9 protein-coding genes are annotated in these 14,424 nt (G+C 74.4%); 6 read left to right on the top strand and 3 right to left on the bottom strand.

Translation table 11 applies throughout. The annotated features are described in order from the left end of the window. Nucleotides 1-2 precede the first annotated feature (2 nt). Nucleotides 3-1,442, bottom strand: coding sequence for a PucR family transcriptional regulator ligand-binding domain-containing protein (locus ACWDVG_RS17230; RefSeq protein ID WP_451700043.1), 1,440 nt, complete (start codon nucleotides 1,440-1,442; stop codon nucleotides 3-5). A gap of 119 nt (nucleotides 1,443-1,561) precedes the next feature. Between ACWDVG_RS17230 and speB the strand changes: the two genes are divergently transcribed. The 5 genes from speB to ACWDVG_RS17205 all read left to right on the top strand — a co-directional run bounded on the left by speB (nucleotide 1,562) and on the right by ACWDVG_RS17205 (nucleotide 10,401). After that, the gene (speB, locus tag ACWDVG_RS17225; RefSeq protein WP_451700042.1) at nucleotides 1,562-2,539 is read left to right on the top strand and encodes an agmatinase; all 978 of its coding nucleotides are present in this window, start codon (nucleotides 1,562-1,564) and stop codon (nucleotides 2,537-2,539) included. A gap of 118 nt (nucleotides 2,540-2,657) precedes the next feature. Further along, nucleotides 2,658-4,340, top strand: coding sequence for a thiamine pyrophosphate-binding protein (locus tag ACWDVG_RS17220; protein WP_451700041.1), 1,683 nt, complete (start codon nucleotides 2,658-2,660; stop codon nucleotides 4,338-4,340). Between the two features lie 137 nt (nucleotides 4,341-4,477). Beyond that, on the top strand, nucleotides 4,478-8,257 hold the full coding sequence (locus ACWDVG_RS17215) for an ABC transporter ATP-binding protein (RefSeq protein WP_451700040.1): 3,780 nt from the start codon (nucleotides 4,478-4,480) through the stop codon (nucleotides 8,255-8,257). Between the two features lie 170 nt (nucleotides 8,258-8,427). Then, nucleotides 8,428-8,856, top strand: coding sequence for a hypothetical protein (locus ACWDVG_RS17210; protein ID WP_451700039.1), 429 nt, complete (start codon nucleotides 8,428-8,430; stop codon nucleotides 8,854-8,856). A 99-nt stretch (nucleotides 8,857-8,955) separates the two neighbouring features. Beyond that, a complete protein-coding gene (locus ACWDVG_RS17205) occupies nucleotides 8,956-10,401 on the top strand; it encodes an aminopeptidase (RefSeq protein ID WP_451700037.1) in 1,446 nt (481 codons plus the stop codon). Nucleotides 10,402-10,486: 85 nt separating this feature from the next. Here the strand turns inward: ACWDVG_RS17205 and ACWDVG_RS17200 are convergent, their stop codons facing one another. Both ACWDVG_RS17200 and ACWDVG_RS17195 read right to left on the bottom strand, forming a co-directional pair. Next, the gene (locus ACWDVG_RS17200) at nucleotides 10,487-12,277 is read right to left on the bottom strand and encodes a glycoside hydrolase family 3 protein (protein ID WP_451700036.1); all 1,791 of its coding nucleotides are present in this window, start codon (nucleotides 12,275-12,277) and stop codon (nucleotides 10,487-10,489) included. A 153-nt stretch (nucleotides 12,278-12,430) separates the two neighbouring features. Continuing rightward, entirely contained in the window at nucleotides 12,431-13,342 is a 912-nt protein-coding gene (locus ACWDVG_RS17195; RefSeq protein WP_451700106.1) for a LysR family transcriptional regulator, read from the bottom strand. 101 nt (nucleotides 13,343-13,443) lie between these two features. Here ACWDVG_RS17195 and ACWDVG_RS17190 point away from each other — a divergent pair, with 101 nt between their 5' ends. After that, entirely contained in the window at nucleotides 13,444-14,418 is a 975-nt protein-coding gene (locus tag ACWDVG_RS17190) for an EamA family transporter (protein WP_451700035.1), read from the top strand. Nucleotides 14,419-14,424 lie beyond the last annotated feature (6 nt).

Raw genomic sequence — 14,424 nt, 5'->3', positions numbered from 1 at the left:
CCTCACCTGAGGGCGAACCACAGCTCCATCCGCGCGTCCGCGTCGTCCAGGTCGCGGTCGAGGAGCACCGCGCAGCGGGCGATCCGCTGCCGGACCGTGTTGCGGTGGACGCCGAGCGCGGCGGCCGTGCGGTCCCAGCTGCCGTGCAGGGACAGCCAGGTGCGCAGCGTCTCCGCCTGCGGCTCGCTGAGGGGAGCGAGCAGCACGCGCGCGTGGGCGGCGGCCTCGTCGGGATCCACCAGACCGGCGAGGCCGTCCGCCCGGTGCCGCACCAGAGGGCTCCGGGTCGCCTCCGCGCGGCGCAGCGCCCGCGCGGCCTGGGCGTCCGCCGCCAGGAGGGCGTCGGGGGCGGCGGCGCCGGGGGCGGCGGCCGCGCTCACCCCGAGGGTCCAGCCCGGCTGGACGCTCGCCGCCGCGCCCGGCGGCAGCAGGAGCCGTACGGTGGGGCCCGCCTCCACCAGGTCCGTGCCCAGCGCCGCCGCCAGGCCGGCCGCCGCGAACGGGGTGCCGTCGCCGCCCCGCGCGTGCACCACCGTCCACGGGCCCGGGGAGAGCGCGGCGGCCGTCTCCGCAGGGGAGGCGCCCAGGAGCAGCCGCACCAGGGCCCCCTCCCGCGCCGCCGCGTCCGCACCCCGGTGCGGGGCCGTCAGGAGGGAGAGCAGGACCACCGCGACGCCCGCGATCGTGTGGTCGCCGGGGTTCCGCCGGTCCGTCGCCACCCCCAGGGTCAGCCCGTCTCCGCCCCCGAGGGCGTACGCCGCCAGGCGCAGGCCCCCGTCCTCACCGCTCGCCGAGGCCGGACCACCGGGGCGCGGCCCCACGACCCCCGCCAGCTCCCGCAGCGCCCGCGCCGTCTCCGCCGGGACCTCCCGCCCGGCCGCCGCCGACTCCGTGCCGTCCGAGCCGAACAGCACCGCCCGGCCGCCCAGCCGGGACGCCAGCGCGCCCAGCACCGCCGGGACCGGGGCCGGCCGGGCCGCCGCCGTCGCCAGGGACTGCTGCGCCTCCGTCACCCGGCGCAGCTCCTGCAGCCGGGCCTCGGCCATCAGCCGCCACAGCGCCCGCGCCACCGCGGTGAACGGCGTCTCCGGCGGCACCTCGATCAGCGGCAGGCCGTGCCGGGCGCACGCCTCGACGAGCGCCGACGGCACCGTGTCGTACACGGGCGCGACCCCGAACCCGAGCGCCGCGGCGCCCGCCTCCACCACCCGCGTCACGTACCGCGCCGGGTCCGACAGCTGCACGCCCGCGGTCAGGAGCAGCTCACCGCCGAGCAGGTACGGGTACGGGTCGGCCATCTCCGAGGTGTGCACCCAGTGGAGCGAGGCGTCCCCGGGTCCGGCGAGCAGCCGCAGGCCCAGGTCCCGGCGGGCGAGCAGCGCGGCGAGCGGCACCGGCGGGGCCGGGGGAGTGGCAGCGGGGTGCGCGGGGCTCGTCGTCATGGACCCTTCGTACACCAACGGCTCGTACAGTGGAGGAAACGCACACTTCTGCGCCGTCTTCCCGGCGCCTACCGTCGTGCCGGAGAACCATCCCCCTCGCCTTCCCCGGAGGACCGACCATGAGCAGCAGCGACCAGAGCACCCCGCGCGGCCCGATCGACTCGTCCCGCATCCCGCGGTACGCCGGTCCCGCGACGTTCGCCCGGCTGCCGCGGCTCGACGAGGTCGGCACCGCCGACGTCGCCGTGGTCGGCATCCCCTTCGACAGCGGCGTCTCCTACCGCCCCGGCGCCCGCTTCGGCGGCAACGCCATCCGCGAGGCCTCCCGCCTCCTGCGCCCCTACAACCCGGCGCAGGACGCCTCCCCGTTCGCCCTCGCCCAGGTCGCGGACGCCGGTGACATCGCCGCCAACCCGTTCAACATCAACGAGGCCGTCGAGACCATCGAGGCCGCCGCCGACGACCTCCTCGCCACCGGCGCCCGCATGATGACCCTCGGCGGCGACCACACCGTCGCCCTGCCGCTGCTGCGGTCGGTCGCGAAGAAGCACGGCCCCGTCGCCCTGCTCCACTTCGACGCCCACCTCGACACCTGGGACACCTACTTCGGCGCCGAGTACACCCACGGCACCCCGTTCCGCCGGGCTGTCGAGGAGGGCATCCTCGACACCTCCGCCCTGTCGCACGTCGGCATCCGCGGCCCGCTCTACGGCAAGCAGGACCTCACCGACGACGAGAAGATGGGCTTCGGCATCGTCACCTCGGCGGACGTCTACCGCCGCGGCGCCGACGAGGTCGCCGACCAGCTCCGCCAGCGCATCGGCGACCGCCCGCTGTACATCTCCATCGACATCGACTGCCTCGACCCGGCCCACGCCCCCGGCACCGGCACCCCGGAGGCGGGCGGCATGACCTCCCGCGAGCTCCTGGAGATCCTGCGCGGCCTCGCCTCCTGCAACCTCGTCGGCGCCGACGTCGTCGAGGTCGCCCCGGCCTACGACCACGCCGAGATCACCGCCGTCGCCGCCTCGCACACCGCGTACGAGCTGACCACGATCATGTCCCGCCAGATCGCGGCGAGCCGCACGGCGCAGTAGCCGGCGGTGCCCGAAGGACGCGCGGGGCGGGGCACGCCCCTCCCCGCGCGACACTGGTGAGCGCCGGGCGCGGCCGTCCCGGCCCGCCCGACCGACCACGCCAGCCCCGAGGGACCCCATGACCCACGACCACGACCTGGTCCTGCGCCCCACCGCCGCCCAGACGGAGGCCGCGCTCCACCCGCCCGCCGGGCGTCACGGCGGCGACCTCGTCGTCGAGACCCTCGCCGGCCTCGGCGCCACCACCGTCTTCGGCCTCCCCGGGCAGCACGCCCTCGGCATGTTCGACGCCCTGCGCCGCTCCTCCCTCCGGTACGTCGGCCTGCGCGTCGAGAACAACGCGGGCTTCGCCGCCGACGCGTACGGCCGGATCACCGGCGAGGCCGCCCCGCTGCTGCTCTCCACAGGACCCGGCGCCCTCATGTCGCTCGCCGCGCTCCAGGAGGCCGCCGCCGCCTCCGCGCCCGTCCTCGCGATCGCCAGCCAGATCCCCGTCGCCGGGCTCGGCGGCGGCCGCCACGGCTACCTGCACGAGCTGCGCGACCAGCAGGCCTCCTTCCGGGACTTGGTGAAGTCTGTCCACACCGTCCGTACGCAGTCCCAGATCCCGTCCGCGATCGCCGCCGCCTGGGAGTCCGCCCTCACCGCCCCGCACGGGCCCGTCTGGGTCGAGATCCCGCAGGACGTCCTCCTCGCCGCGACCCACCTGCCCGTCGTGACGGCGCTGGACGCCACCCCCGAGGACGTCGTCCCGCGGCCCGAGCTGACCGCCGTCGCCGCCGACCTCCTCGCGAAGGCCGCCCGGCCCGCGATCGTCGCGGGCGGCGGAGTCGTCCGCTCCGACGCCTCCGGGAAGCTCCGCGCCCTCGCCGAGCGCGTCAACGCCCCCGTCGTCACCACCTTCGGCGGCAAGGGCGCCTTCCCCTGGGAGCACCCGCTCTCCCTCCAGTCCTGGATGGAGGACCGGCACACCACCGCCTTCCTGGAGGACGCCGACGTCCTCCTCGTCGTCGGCTCCGGCCTCGGCGAGCTGTCCTCGAACTACCACACCTTCGCGCCCCGCGGCCGGGTCATCCAGATCGAGGCCGACGCGGGCAAGCTGGAGGCCAACCACCCGGCGCTCGGCATCCACGCCGACGCCCGCATCGCCCTCCAAGCCCTCCTGGAGACCGTCCCCGAGCGCCCCGACGCCACCGCGCCGGAGCGGGTCCGCGCGGTCCTCACCCAGGTCCGCGACCGGCTCGCCGCCCAGGACCTCGGCCTGGAACAGCGGGTCGTCGCCGCGGTGCGGGAGGCGCTCCCCGACCGGTCGCCGAGCTTCTGGGACATGACGATCCTGGCCTACTGGGCCTGGTCCGCCTTCGACGCCCGGCACCCCAACACCATGCACTCCGCCCAGGGCGCCGGCGGCCTCGGCTACGCCTTCCCCGCCGCCCTCGGCGCGGCCGCCGCCGACCCGGGCCACCCGGTGCTCGCGGTCTCCGGCGACGGCGGCGCCATGTACTCGATCGCGGAGCTGGCCACGGCGAGGCAGTACGACCTCGACGTGACCTGGCTGATCGTCGACGACGGCGGCTACGGCATCCTGCGCACCTACATGACGGACGCGTTCGGCGAGGCCACCGGCACGGAGCTGGCCCGCCCGGACTTCGTTGCCCTCGCCGAGTCCTTCGGCGTCCCCGCGTCCCGTACGACCCCCCGGACGCTGGCGGCCGACCTCGCGAAGGCGCTCGCCACCCCCGGCCCGTCGGTGGTGGTCCTCCCCGCCCTCCTGCGCATGTTCGAACCGACCCACCTGTGAACCACTGAGGTTCCGCCGGGCCCCGCGGGTCCCAGGACCAGCGCCCGATCTTCCGCCGGTTTCGTTACGGCGGGATGAAACGGCACGTCGGCGGCGTTGCGCCTTCCGGTAGACCAGGAGCGGACGGGAGGCGCCACGTGGCGGCGGTGGGGCAGAAACAGGCGGGGGACCGGCAGCGCGGCTGGGCCCGGAGGCTGACGGAGTACGCGTGGCGGTACAAGGCGAACACCCTGCTCGCGCTGGGCTCCTCGCTCGCCGGCATGGCGGTGCTCGCCCTCGTCCCGCTCATCACCAAGGTGATCATCGACGACGTGATCGGGACGAGGACCCGCTCCCTCGCCGTCTGGACCGGGCTGCTCATCGGCGCGGCCGTCGTCGTCTACGCCCTCACCTACGTCCGCCGCTACTACGGAGGACGCCTCGCCCTCGACATCCAGCACGACCTCCGTACCGACATGTACGGCACGATCACCCGGCTCGACGGGCGGCGGCAGGACCAGCTGTCCACCGGGCAGGTCGTCGGACGGGCCACCAGTGACCTCCAGCTGATCCAGGGCCTCCTGTTCATGCTCCCGATGACCATCGGGAACTTCCTGCTCTTCCTCATCAGCCTCGTCGTCATGGCCTGGCTGTCGATTCCCCTCACCCTCGTCGCCCTCGCCGTCGCCCCGGCGCTCTGGTTCATCGCCCAGCGCAGCCGCACCCGCCTCCACCCGGCGACCTGGTCGGCGCAGCAGGAGGCCGGGGCCGTCGCCGGGGTCGTCGACGGCGCCGTCACCGGCGTCCGCGTCGTGAAGGGCTTCGGCCAGGAGGCGCAGGAGACCGGCAAGATCCGCGCGGCCGGCCGCAGGCTCTTCGCCGCCCGGCTCCGCACCATCCGCCTCAACGCGCGCTACACCCCCGCCCTCCAGGCCGTCCCCGCCCTCGGCCAGGTCGCCGTCCTCGCGCTCGGCGGCTGGCTCGCCTACAAGGGCCAGATCACCCTCGGCACCTTCGTCGCCTTCTCCGCCTACCTCGCCTCCCTCGTCGGCCCGGTCCGGATGCTCGCCGTTGTCCTCACCGTCGGCCAGCAGGCCCGCGCGGGCGTCGAGCGGGTCGTCGAGCTCATCGACACCGAGCCGGTCATCCAGGACGGCACCAAGGAACTGCCGGCCGACGCGCCCGCCACCGTCGAGTTCGACGACGTCACCTTCGCGTACGAAGGAGCCGGCGGCGGCAGCGCCGGTCCCGTCCTCGACGGCTTCTCCCTGGAGATCCGCCCCGGCGAGACCGTCGCGCTCGTCGGCGCCTCCGGCTCCGGCAAGTCGACCGTCTCGCTCCTCCTCCCCCGCTTCTACGACGTCGACCGCGGCGCCGTCCTCGTCGGCGGCCACGACGTCCGCGAGCTCACCCTCGACTCGCTGCGCGCCGCCGTCGGCCTGGTCCCCGAGGACTCCTTCCTCTTCTCCGACACGGTCCGCGCCAACATCGCGTACGGCCTGCCGGACGCCACCCAGGAGCAGATCGAGACCGCGGCCCGCGCCGCCCAGGCCGACGGCTTCATCGCCGACCTGCCCGAGGGGTACGACACCAAGGTCGGCGAGCACGGCCTCACCCTCTCCGGCGGCCAGCGCCAGCGCCTCGCCCTCGCCCGCGCGATCCTCGCCGACCCGCGGCTCCTCCTCCTCGACGACGCCACCTCGGCCGTCGACGCCCGCGTCGAGCACGAGATCCACGAGGCCCTGAAGTCGGTCATGGCGGGCCGCACCACCCTGCTGATCGCCCACCGCCGCTCCACCCTCGGCCTCGCCGACCGCATCGCCGTCCTGGAGCACGGCCGGGTCTCCGACATCGGCACCCACGAGGAACTCCAGGAGCGGTCCGCGCTCTACCGCCGCCTCCTCACCGACCCCGACGAGCTGGGCGCCGTCTCGCCCGGTCACGTCGCCCCAGCGCGGGTCGAGGAGACGGAGGACCACACCCTCCGCGACGAGCTGGACGCCGAGTTCGACGCCGAGCGGGGCATCACCCCGGCGCTCTGGGTGCGGGACGAGACCACCGACGACAGTCCGGCGCCGGGCGCCACGCCCGAGCTGCGCGCCGCCGTCGCGGCCCTGCCGCCCGCCACCGACACCCCGGACGTCGACGAGACGCGGGCGGTCGCCCCCGAGGACGGCTACGGGCTGCGCAGGCTGCTGCGCGGCTTCGGCCTGCCGCTCCTCATCAGCCTGGGCCTCGTCGCCCTCGACGCGGGCGCGGGCCTGCTGCTGCCCGTGCTGATCCGGCACGGCATCGACGAGGGCGTGAACCGGCTCGCCCTCGGCGCCGTCTGGGCCGCGTCCCTGCTCGCCCTCGGCACGGTGCTGGTGCAGTGGGTCGCCCAGACCGCCGAGACCCGGATGACCGGCCGCACCGGCGAGCGGGTGCTCTACTCGCTGCGCCTGAAGATCTTCGCCCAGCTCCAGCGGCTCGGCCTCGACTACTACGAGCGCGAGCTCACCGGCCGGATCATGACCCGGATGACCACGGACGTGGACGCACTGTCCACCTTCCTCCAGACCGGCCTTGTCACCGCGTTCGTCTCCGTCGTGACCTTCTTCGGGATCATGGTCGCGCTGCTCGTGCTCGACCTCCAGCTCGCCCTGGTCGTCTTCGCGACCCTGCCGGTCCTCGCCGTCGCCACGTACTTCTTCCGCCGCTCCAGCGTCCGGGCGTACGAGCTGGCGCGCGATCGGATCAGCGCCGTCAACGCCGACCTCCAGGAGTCCGTCACCGGCCTGCGGATCGTCCAGGCCTTCCGCCGCGAGCGCTCGGTCGTCGAGCGGTTCACCGAGCGCAGCGACGGCTACCGCGAGGCCCGCGTGCACGGCCAGTGGCTGATCTCGATCTACTTCCCGTTCGTCACCCTGCTGTCCTCGGCGGCGGCCGCCGCCGTCATGGTCGTCGGCGCGAACCGGATCGAGGCGGGCACCCTCACCACCGGCGCCCTCGTCGCCTACCTCCTCTACATCGACCTGTTCTTCGCCCCGGTGCAGCAGCTCTCCCAGGTCTTCGACGGCTACCAGCAGGCCTCCGTCTCGCTGCGCCGCATGCAGGAGCTGCTGCGCGAGCCGACGTCGACGGCGCCCGCCGCCTCCCCGCGGCCGGTCGAGAAGCTGCGCGGCGAGATCGCCTTCGAGGACGTGTCCTTCGCGTACGGCTCCGAGGAGGAGGCGCTCACCGGCATCGACCTGCGCATCCCGGCCGGGCAGACCGTCGCCTTCGTGGGCGAGACGGGCGCGGGCAAGTCCACCCTGGTCAAGCTGGTCGCGCGGTTCTACGACCCGACGGCCGGCCGGGTCACCGCCGACGGCACCGACCTGCGGGAGCTGGACCTCACCGCCTACCGGCACCGGCTCGGCGTCGTCCCCCAGGAGGCGTACCTCTTCGCCGGGACGGTCCGGGACGCCATCGCGTACGGCCGTCCGGAGGCGAGCGACGCCGAGGTCGAGGCGGCGGCCCGCGCGGTCGGCGCCCACGACATGATCGCCACGCTCGACGGCGGCTACCTCCACGAGGTCGCCGAGCGCGGCCGGAACCTCTCCGCCGGCCAGCGGCAGCTGATCGCCCTGGCCCGCGCCGAGCTGGTCGACCCGGACGTGCTGCTCCTCGACGAGGCCACGGCGGCCCTGGACCTGGCGACCGAGGCCCAGGTCAACCAGGCCACCGAGCGGCTCGCCGGGCGCCGCACGACCCTGGTCGTCGCCCACCGCCTCACCACGGCGGCCCGCGCCGACCGGGTGGTCGTCATGGACCACGGCCGGGTCGCGGAGGACGGCACCCACGACGAGCTGCTGGCGCGGGGCGGGACGTACGCGACGCTGTGGCGGACGTTCATCGGCGAGGGGACGGACGAGGAGGACGGGGACCGGGACCTCACGGCGGGCGAACGCGTCTGACCGGGCGGGGCCCGGGGCGCGGCGGCCGGACGGGCGGCCGCGGCCCGGCGCCCCGGTGATCTCGTCCCGGATCCGGCGTCCCGCCGGTCCGCGCCCCGGGTGCGGAGGCAACCATTCCGGTGCCTCGTGCGTCGTACGGCCGTACGACGTCTCGCCCGGGAGGGGAACGCATGGCCACGGACAGGACCGCGGGGCGCGGCCCCCGTACCCTCAGCCGCCTTCTCGTACCGCTCCTCACCGCCCTCGCGCTGCTCGTCCTCCCGTGGCCGGGTGCCGGCGGCGCGGGGCCCGGCACCGGGACGGCCGAGGCGGCGTCCCTCTGCCGCGGGCGGCCCACCGTGACGGTGCCCTTCGCCACCGGCGAGCTGCGGCTCTACCGGAGCCGGCACTACGTCTGCGCCGTCACCGTCGGCAAGGGGAACGGCCCCCGGCGGTCCATGAGCGTCTCGCTCCAGGCGCGCGGCGGGCGGCCCGCCGTCAAGTCCGGCCGGTTCGACCGGCAGACGGGCCCCGTCACCGTCCACGCCCTCAACCGCTGCGTCCGCGCCTCCGGCCGGGTGGGCGCCCGGGGCACATCGACCGGGTGGATCCTGTGCTGATGTGGGGGAAAGTCCACGGGTAAGGACCAACTGGGTCTGGCGGTCCACACGTTGTCCCCGCTAGGTTCGCGACACCGTTGTGAACCAAGGGGAGGGTGAATGCGCAAGTCGCTGAGATGGGCGCTGTCGCTTTCGGTGCTCATAGGCACCGTGGGCTCCACCGGCGTGGCCACCGCCGCGGACGCGGAGACCGGCGGAACGGCCGTCGTCGACTCGCAGAGCACGGACATCAAGGACCGCATCCTGGCGATCCCCGGGATGAGCCTGATCGAGGAGAAGCCGTACGCCGGCTACCGCTTCTTCGTCCTGGAGTACGTCCAGCCGGTCGACCACCACCGCCCGTGGGCGGGCACGTTCAAGCAGCGGCTCTCGGTCCTCCACAAGGACACGAGCCGCCCCACCGTCTTCCGCACCAGCGGCTACGGGCTGAGCACCACCCCGAGCCGGGCCGAGCCGACCCGGATCGTCGACGGCAACCAGGTCTCCATGGAGTACCGCTTCTTCACGCCGTCCCGCCCGCAGCCCGCCGACTGGTCGAAGCTCGACATCTGGCAGGCCGCCAGCGACCAGCACCGGATCTTCACGGCCCTGAAGAAGATCTACGGCCAGAACTGGCTCTCGACCGGCGGCTCCAAGGGCGGCATGACCGCCACCTACTACGAGCGCTTCTACCCCAGGGACATGGACGGCGTCGTCGCCTATGTCGCCCCGAACGACGTGGTCAACAAGGAGGACTCGGCCTACGACCGGTTCTTCGAGAACGTCGGCACCAAGGAGTGCCGCGACCGCCTGAACAGCATGCAGCGCGAGGCCCTCGTCCGCCGTGACGCGCTGCAGAAGAAGTACAAGGCCTGGGCCGAGACGGAGGGCGCCACCTTCAACACGGTCGGCTCGCTCGACAAGGCGTACGAGGCCGTCGTCCTCGACTTCGTCTGGGGCTTCTGGCAGTACTACGGCGAGAGCGTCTGCGACCAGATCCCGGACGCGGCGACCGCGAGCGACGACACCGTCTACGAGACGATCGACGCCTACGCCGGCTGGTCCTCCTACGCCGACCAGGGCCTGGAGTACTACACGCCGTACTACTACCAGGCGGCCACCCAGCTCGGCTCGCCCACCATCAAGCAGCCGCACCTGGAGGGCCTGAGCCGCTACGGCTACCAGCCGGCCAGCAGCTTCGTGCCGCGCGAGATCCCGATGAAGTTCCAGCCGTGGGTCATGCGGGACATCGACGACTGGGTCCGCAAGAACGCGAACCGGATGCTCTTCGTCAACGGCCAGAACGACCCGTGGAGCGCCGAGCCGTTCCGCCTCGGCAAGGGCGCGCGCGACAGCTACGTGTTCACCGCGCCGGGTGCCAACCACGGCGCGAACGTCGCCGGTCTCGCCGAGGCCGAGCGCGAGCACGCCACCGCCCGCATCCTGGCCTGGGCCGGCGTCCCCGCCCCGGCCGTGCAGGCGGCGCAGCCGCTCGCCCGCTTCGACGCCCGCCTCGACAGGGCGGTCGACGAGGACGTGACGCGGGAGCACGGCCTGCGTCCGTAGCTCCGCACCGCTGGGAGGCGACGGGGTGCGTCCGGACCGGACGCACCCCGTCGTCGTCCCGGGGCCCCTCGTCCTCCCGCGCGGGTCAGCGCGTGTACGAGAGGCCGTGGCCGACCGGGTACAGCACCTGCGACGGGTCGTCGGCGCTCTGCACCGGCACCGGGAGGCGGCCTCGCGGCCGGGCCCGGCCGGCCAGGACCCGGGCGGCGGCGCGGAGTTCGACGTCGGTCCAGGAGTAGGCGGCGAGCGTGGCCCGCTGCCCGGAGAGCCGGGCGACGTCGTACGGGTTGCGGATCGCGATCGTCACCACGGGCACCCCGGTCGCCACCAGCCGGGCGACGAGCGTGCGCTGCGGACTGGTCGCCGAGACGTTGTACGTGCCGACGACGACCACGTCCTTGCCGGCCGCCGCGGCCACCGCCTCCTCGATCCGCGCCGCCGTCGGGGTGATCCCGGTGGACAGCGCGGTCGCGGTGAAGCCCAGCTCCGTCAGGGCCCGCGCGAGCGTGGTGGTCGGAGGGCCCGTCGTACCGGACGGGGAGGCCGGGTCGGCTCCCACCACCAGGACCGAGCCGTGCGTGGCCGGGCTCAGCGGCAGGAACGCGTCCTCGTTGAGGAGGAGCGTGGTGGTGGCCTCGGCGATGCGGTCGGCGTGAGCGCGGTGGGCGGCGGTGCCGACCACCCGGTCGACCCCGGCCCGCGTGGCGTACGGCTGCCGGAACAGGCCCAGCTTCGCCTTCAGGCGCAGGATCCGCAGGATCGATTCGTCGAGCCGGGCCTCGGTCAGCTCGCCGCCCTTCACCGCCGCCAGGACCGCGTTCCAGGCCACGTCGAGCTTCGGCGGGTTGAGCAGCTGGTCCACGCCGGCCTTCAGCGCCAGGACGGGGACGCGGTCGTCGCCGTACTTCGTCCGCACCCCCTCCATGCCGAGGGAGTCGGTCACCACCACCCCGTCGTAGCCGAGCTGTTCGCGCAGGATGCCGGTGAGGATCGGCCGGGAGAGCGTGGCCGGGTCCTCGCTCGGGTCGAGCGCGGGCACCACGATGTGCGCCGTCATGATCGAGTCGATCCCGGCCTCGATCGCCGACGCGAACGGCGGGGCGTCGAGCTCGGCCCACTGCGCCCGCGTGTGGGTGATCGTCGGCAGGCCGTAGTGGCTGTCGACGGCGGTGTCGCCGTGCCCGGGGAAGTGCTTGGAGGTGGCCGCCACGCCCGCCCGCTGGTAGCCCTTCACCTGGGCGGCGACGAGACCGGCCACCGCCCACGGGTCGGAGCCGAAGGAGCGGACGCCGATGACCGGGTTGGCCGGGTTGACGTTGACGTCCGCGACCGGCGCGTAGTTCTGCCGGATGCCGACGGCGGCCAGCTCGGCGCCCGCGATCTGGGCGGCCTTGCGGGCGTCCGCGAGCGAACCGCCCGCCCCGAGGGCCATCGCCCCCGGCACCAGGGTGGCGGGCTCGCCGACCCGGCAGACGATCCCGTGCTCCTGGTCGGTGGAGATCAGCACCGGCACCGGGGTGCGCTGGGCGAGGGCGGCCTGCTGGATGCCGTTGGAGAGCTCGGCGATCTGCTGCGGGTCGCGGGTGTTGTGGGCCCACGTGAAGTAGATGACGCCGCCCACGTGGTAGCGCTCCACGAGTTCGGCGGCCGTGCGGACGCCGATCTCCTTGACGTTGGCGTCGACGTCGGCCTGGTCCGGGGCGGTCGCCGAATGGCCGTACACCCGCATGACGAAGAGCTGGCCGACCTTCTCCTCCAGCGACATGCGGTCGATGATCTGCCGGAGCTTCCGGTCGTCGGCGCGGTCGTCGGTCTCCGCGCGGGCGGCGGGGGCGACGACGCCGGTGACGGCCGCCGCGGCGGCCGCGGCGGTCACCGTGAGGAGAGTGCGTCGGGAGGGGGAGGGGACGGGGGCGCGGTGGTGCAACTGATGCTCCTTCCGGCCGTGCAAGGTTGAAGGAAACTTCCAAGGGGACACGGATAGCCCGAAAGTAACTGCCAGGTCAAGGATCCGCGCACGAAACGGTGCTCAGACCGCCGAGGAGACCGACGGCCAGAGCTCCTGGAGCGTACGGACCGTCTCGCGGATCGCCGGCCGCCGCGCCGCACCCGTCCGCCACATGGCGTGCAGCCGCCGCGTCGGCACCGGTTCGAGCCGGACCGGAACCACCTCGGACGGCAGCGCCCCGCGCCCCAGCCGCGGCACCAGCGCGATGCCGAGACCGGCCGCCACCAGCGCCACCTGCGTGTGGTTCTCCTCCGCCTGATGGACGATCAGCGGCTCGTACCCCGTCGCCCGCAGCGTCCGCGTCAGCCAGTCGTGGCACACCGTCCCCGGCGGCTGCGAGATCCACCGCTCCGCCGCCAGCTCCTCCCGGCGCACCGCGTCCCGCACCGCCAGCGGATGGTCCCCGTGCACCAGGATGTCGCACAGGTCGTCGCCGATCACCGCCTGCTCCACACCCGGCGGCGCCGGCAGCGGGGCGATGTCCCAGTCGTGCGCCACGGCCAGATCGATCACCCCGCGCGCCACCAGGTCCACCGACAGGTGCGGGTCCACCTCCGAGAGCCGGGCGTCGAGGTCAGGGTGGAGCCGCGCCAGCTCCGCGAGCACCCGGGGCATCAGACCGCGCGCCGCGCTCGCGAAGCAGCCGATCGCGAGCCGCCCGGCGGGCAGCCCGCGCTGCTCCTCAAGACGGACCTCCGCCTCCTCGACGAGCGCCAGCAACTGCCGGGCGGTGGCGGCCAGATGGTGAGCCTCGTCGGTGAGCCGCACACCGCGCCCGCTCCGTTCGAGCAGGGTCGTACGGGTCTCGCGCTCCAGCTTCGCGATCTGCTGCGAGACGGCCGACGGGGTGTAGCCGAGGGCGGTGGCGGCGGCGCCGACACTGCCGTGGACGGCGACGGCGTGCAGGGCGCGCAGGCGGCCGAGATCGAGCACCCTCGTCTCCTCACGGGCGCGGTGGATGAAGCATCGCTTCATCCAACCATGTAGAGACCCGTGCTGGTGCTTCACGGTCCGGGGCGGCCATGCTCGACGGCATGCGCCCGTCCCACCTCGCCCTCGCCGCCCTGGTCGCCGCCGTCTGGGGCGTCAACTTCGTCGTCATCGAGATCGGCCTCGACCACTTCCCGCCGCTGCTCTTCTCCGCCCTCCGCTTCCTCGCGGCCGCCCTCCCCGCCGTCTTCCTCGTGGGCCGCCCCACCGTGGCCTGGAAGTGGATCGTCGGCGTCGGACTCGTCCTCGGCGTGGCCAAGTTCGGACTGCTCTTCACCGGCATGGACCTCGGCGCCCCCGCCGGGCTGTCCTCCCTCGTCCTCCAGGTCCAGGCCGTCTTCACGGCCCTCTTCGCCTTCGCCGTCCTCGGCGAGCGGCCCGGCCGCCTCGCCCTCGCCGGCATGGGCGTCGCCCTCGCGGGCATCGGCGTCGCCGCCGTCGACGAGGGCGCCGCGGGCCCGGTGACCGGCTTCGTCCTGGTGGTCGCCGCCGCGGCCTGCTGGGGCGTCTCCAACGTTCTCACCCGCAGGGCCGCCCCGCCCGACGCCCTCAACTTCATGGTGTGGGTGAGCACCGTCCCCGTCCTGCCGCTGCTCGGCCTCTCCCTCCTCCTCGAAGGACCGGAGCGCGACCTCGCCGCCCTCCGCGGCCTCGACTGGACCGGTGCGGGCGTCATCGTCTACGTCGCCTGGATCACCACCGTCTTCGGCTTCGGGGCCTGGGGGTGGCTGCTGCGACGCCACCCGGCCTCCTCCGTCGCGCCCTTCTCGCTCCTCGTCCCCGTCTTCGGGATGTCCTCCGCCGCGCTCTTCCTCGGCGAGGCCGTGAGCCCGCTCCGCTGGTGCGCGGCGGCGCTGCTCGTCGGCGGGGTCGCCCTGACGTCGTTCGCGCCGAGGCGCCCGGGCGACGCGACGCGCACGGCGCCGCCCGCGCCGACGCCCGCCTCGGCGGCTCCCGACGCGCCCGCGCCGACGCCCGGGGCGGCGGCTTCCGAGTCACCCGCCACGGCGGCGCGTTGAGCCGTT

It is taken from the genome of Streptomyces sp. NPDC003327 (assembly GCF_053589515.1).
The sequence above is the reverse complement of the archived record's forward strand: the minus strand, read 5'-3'. Positions and strand labels throughout refer to the sequence as shown.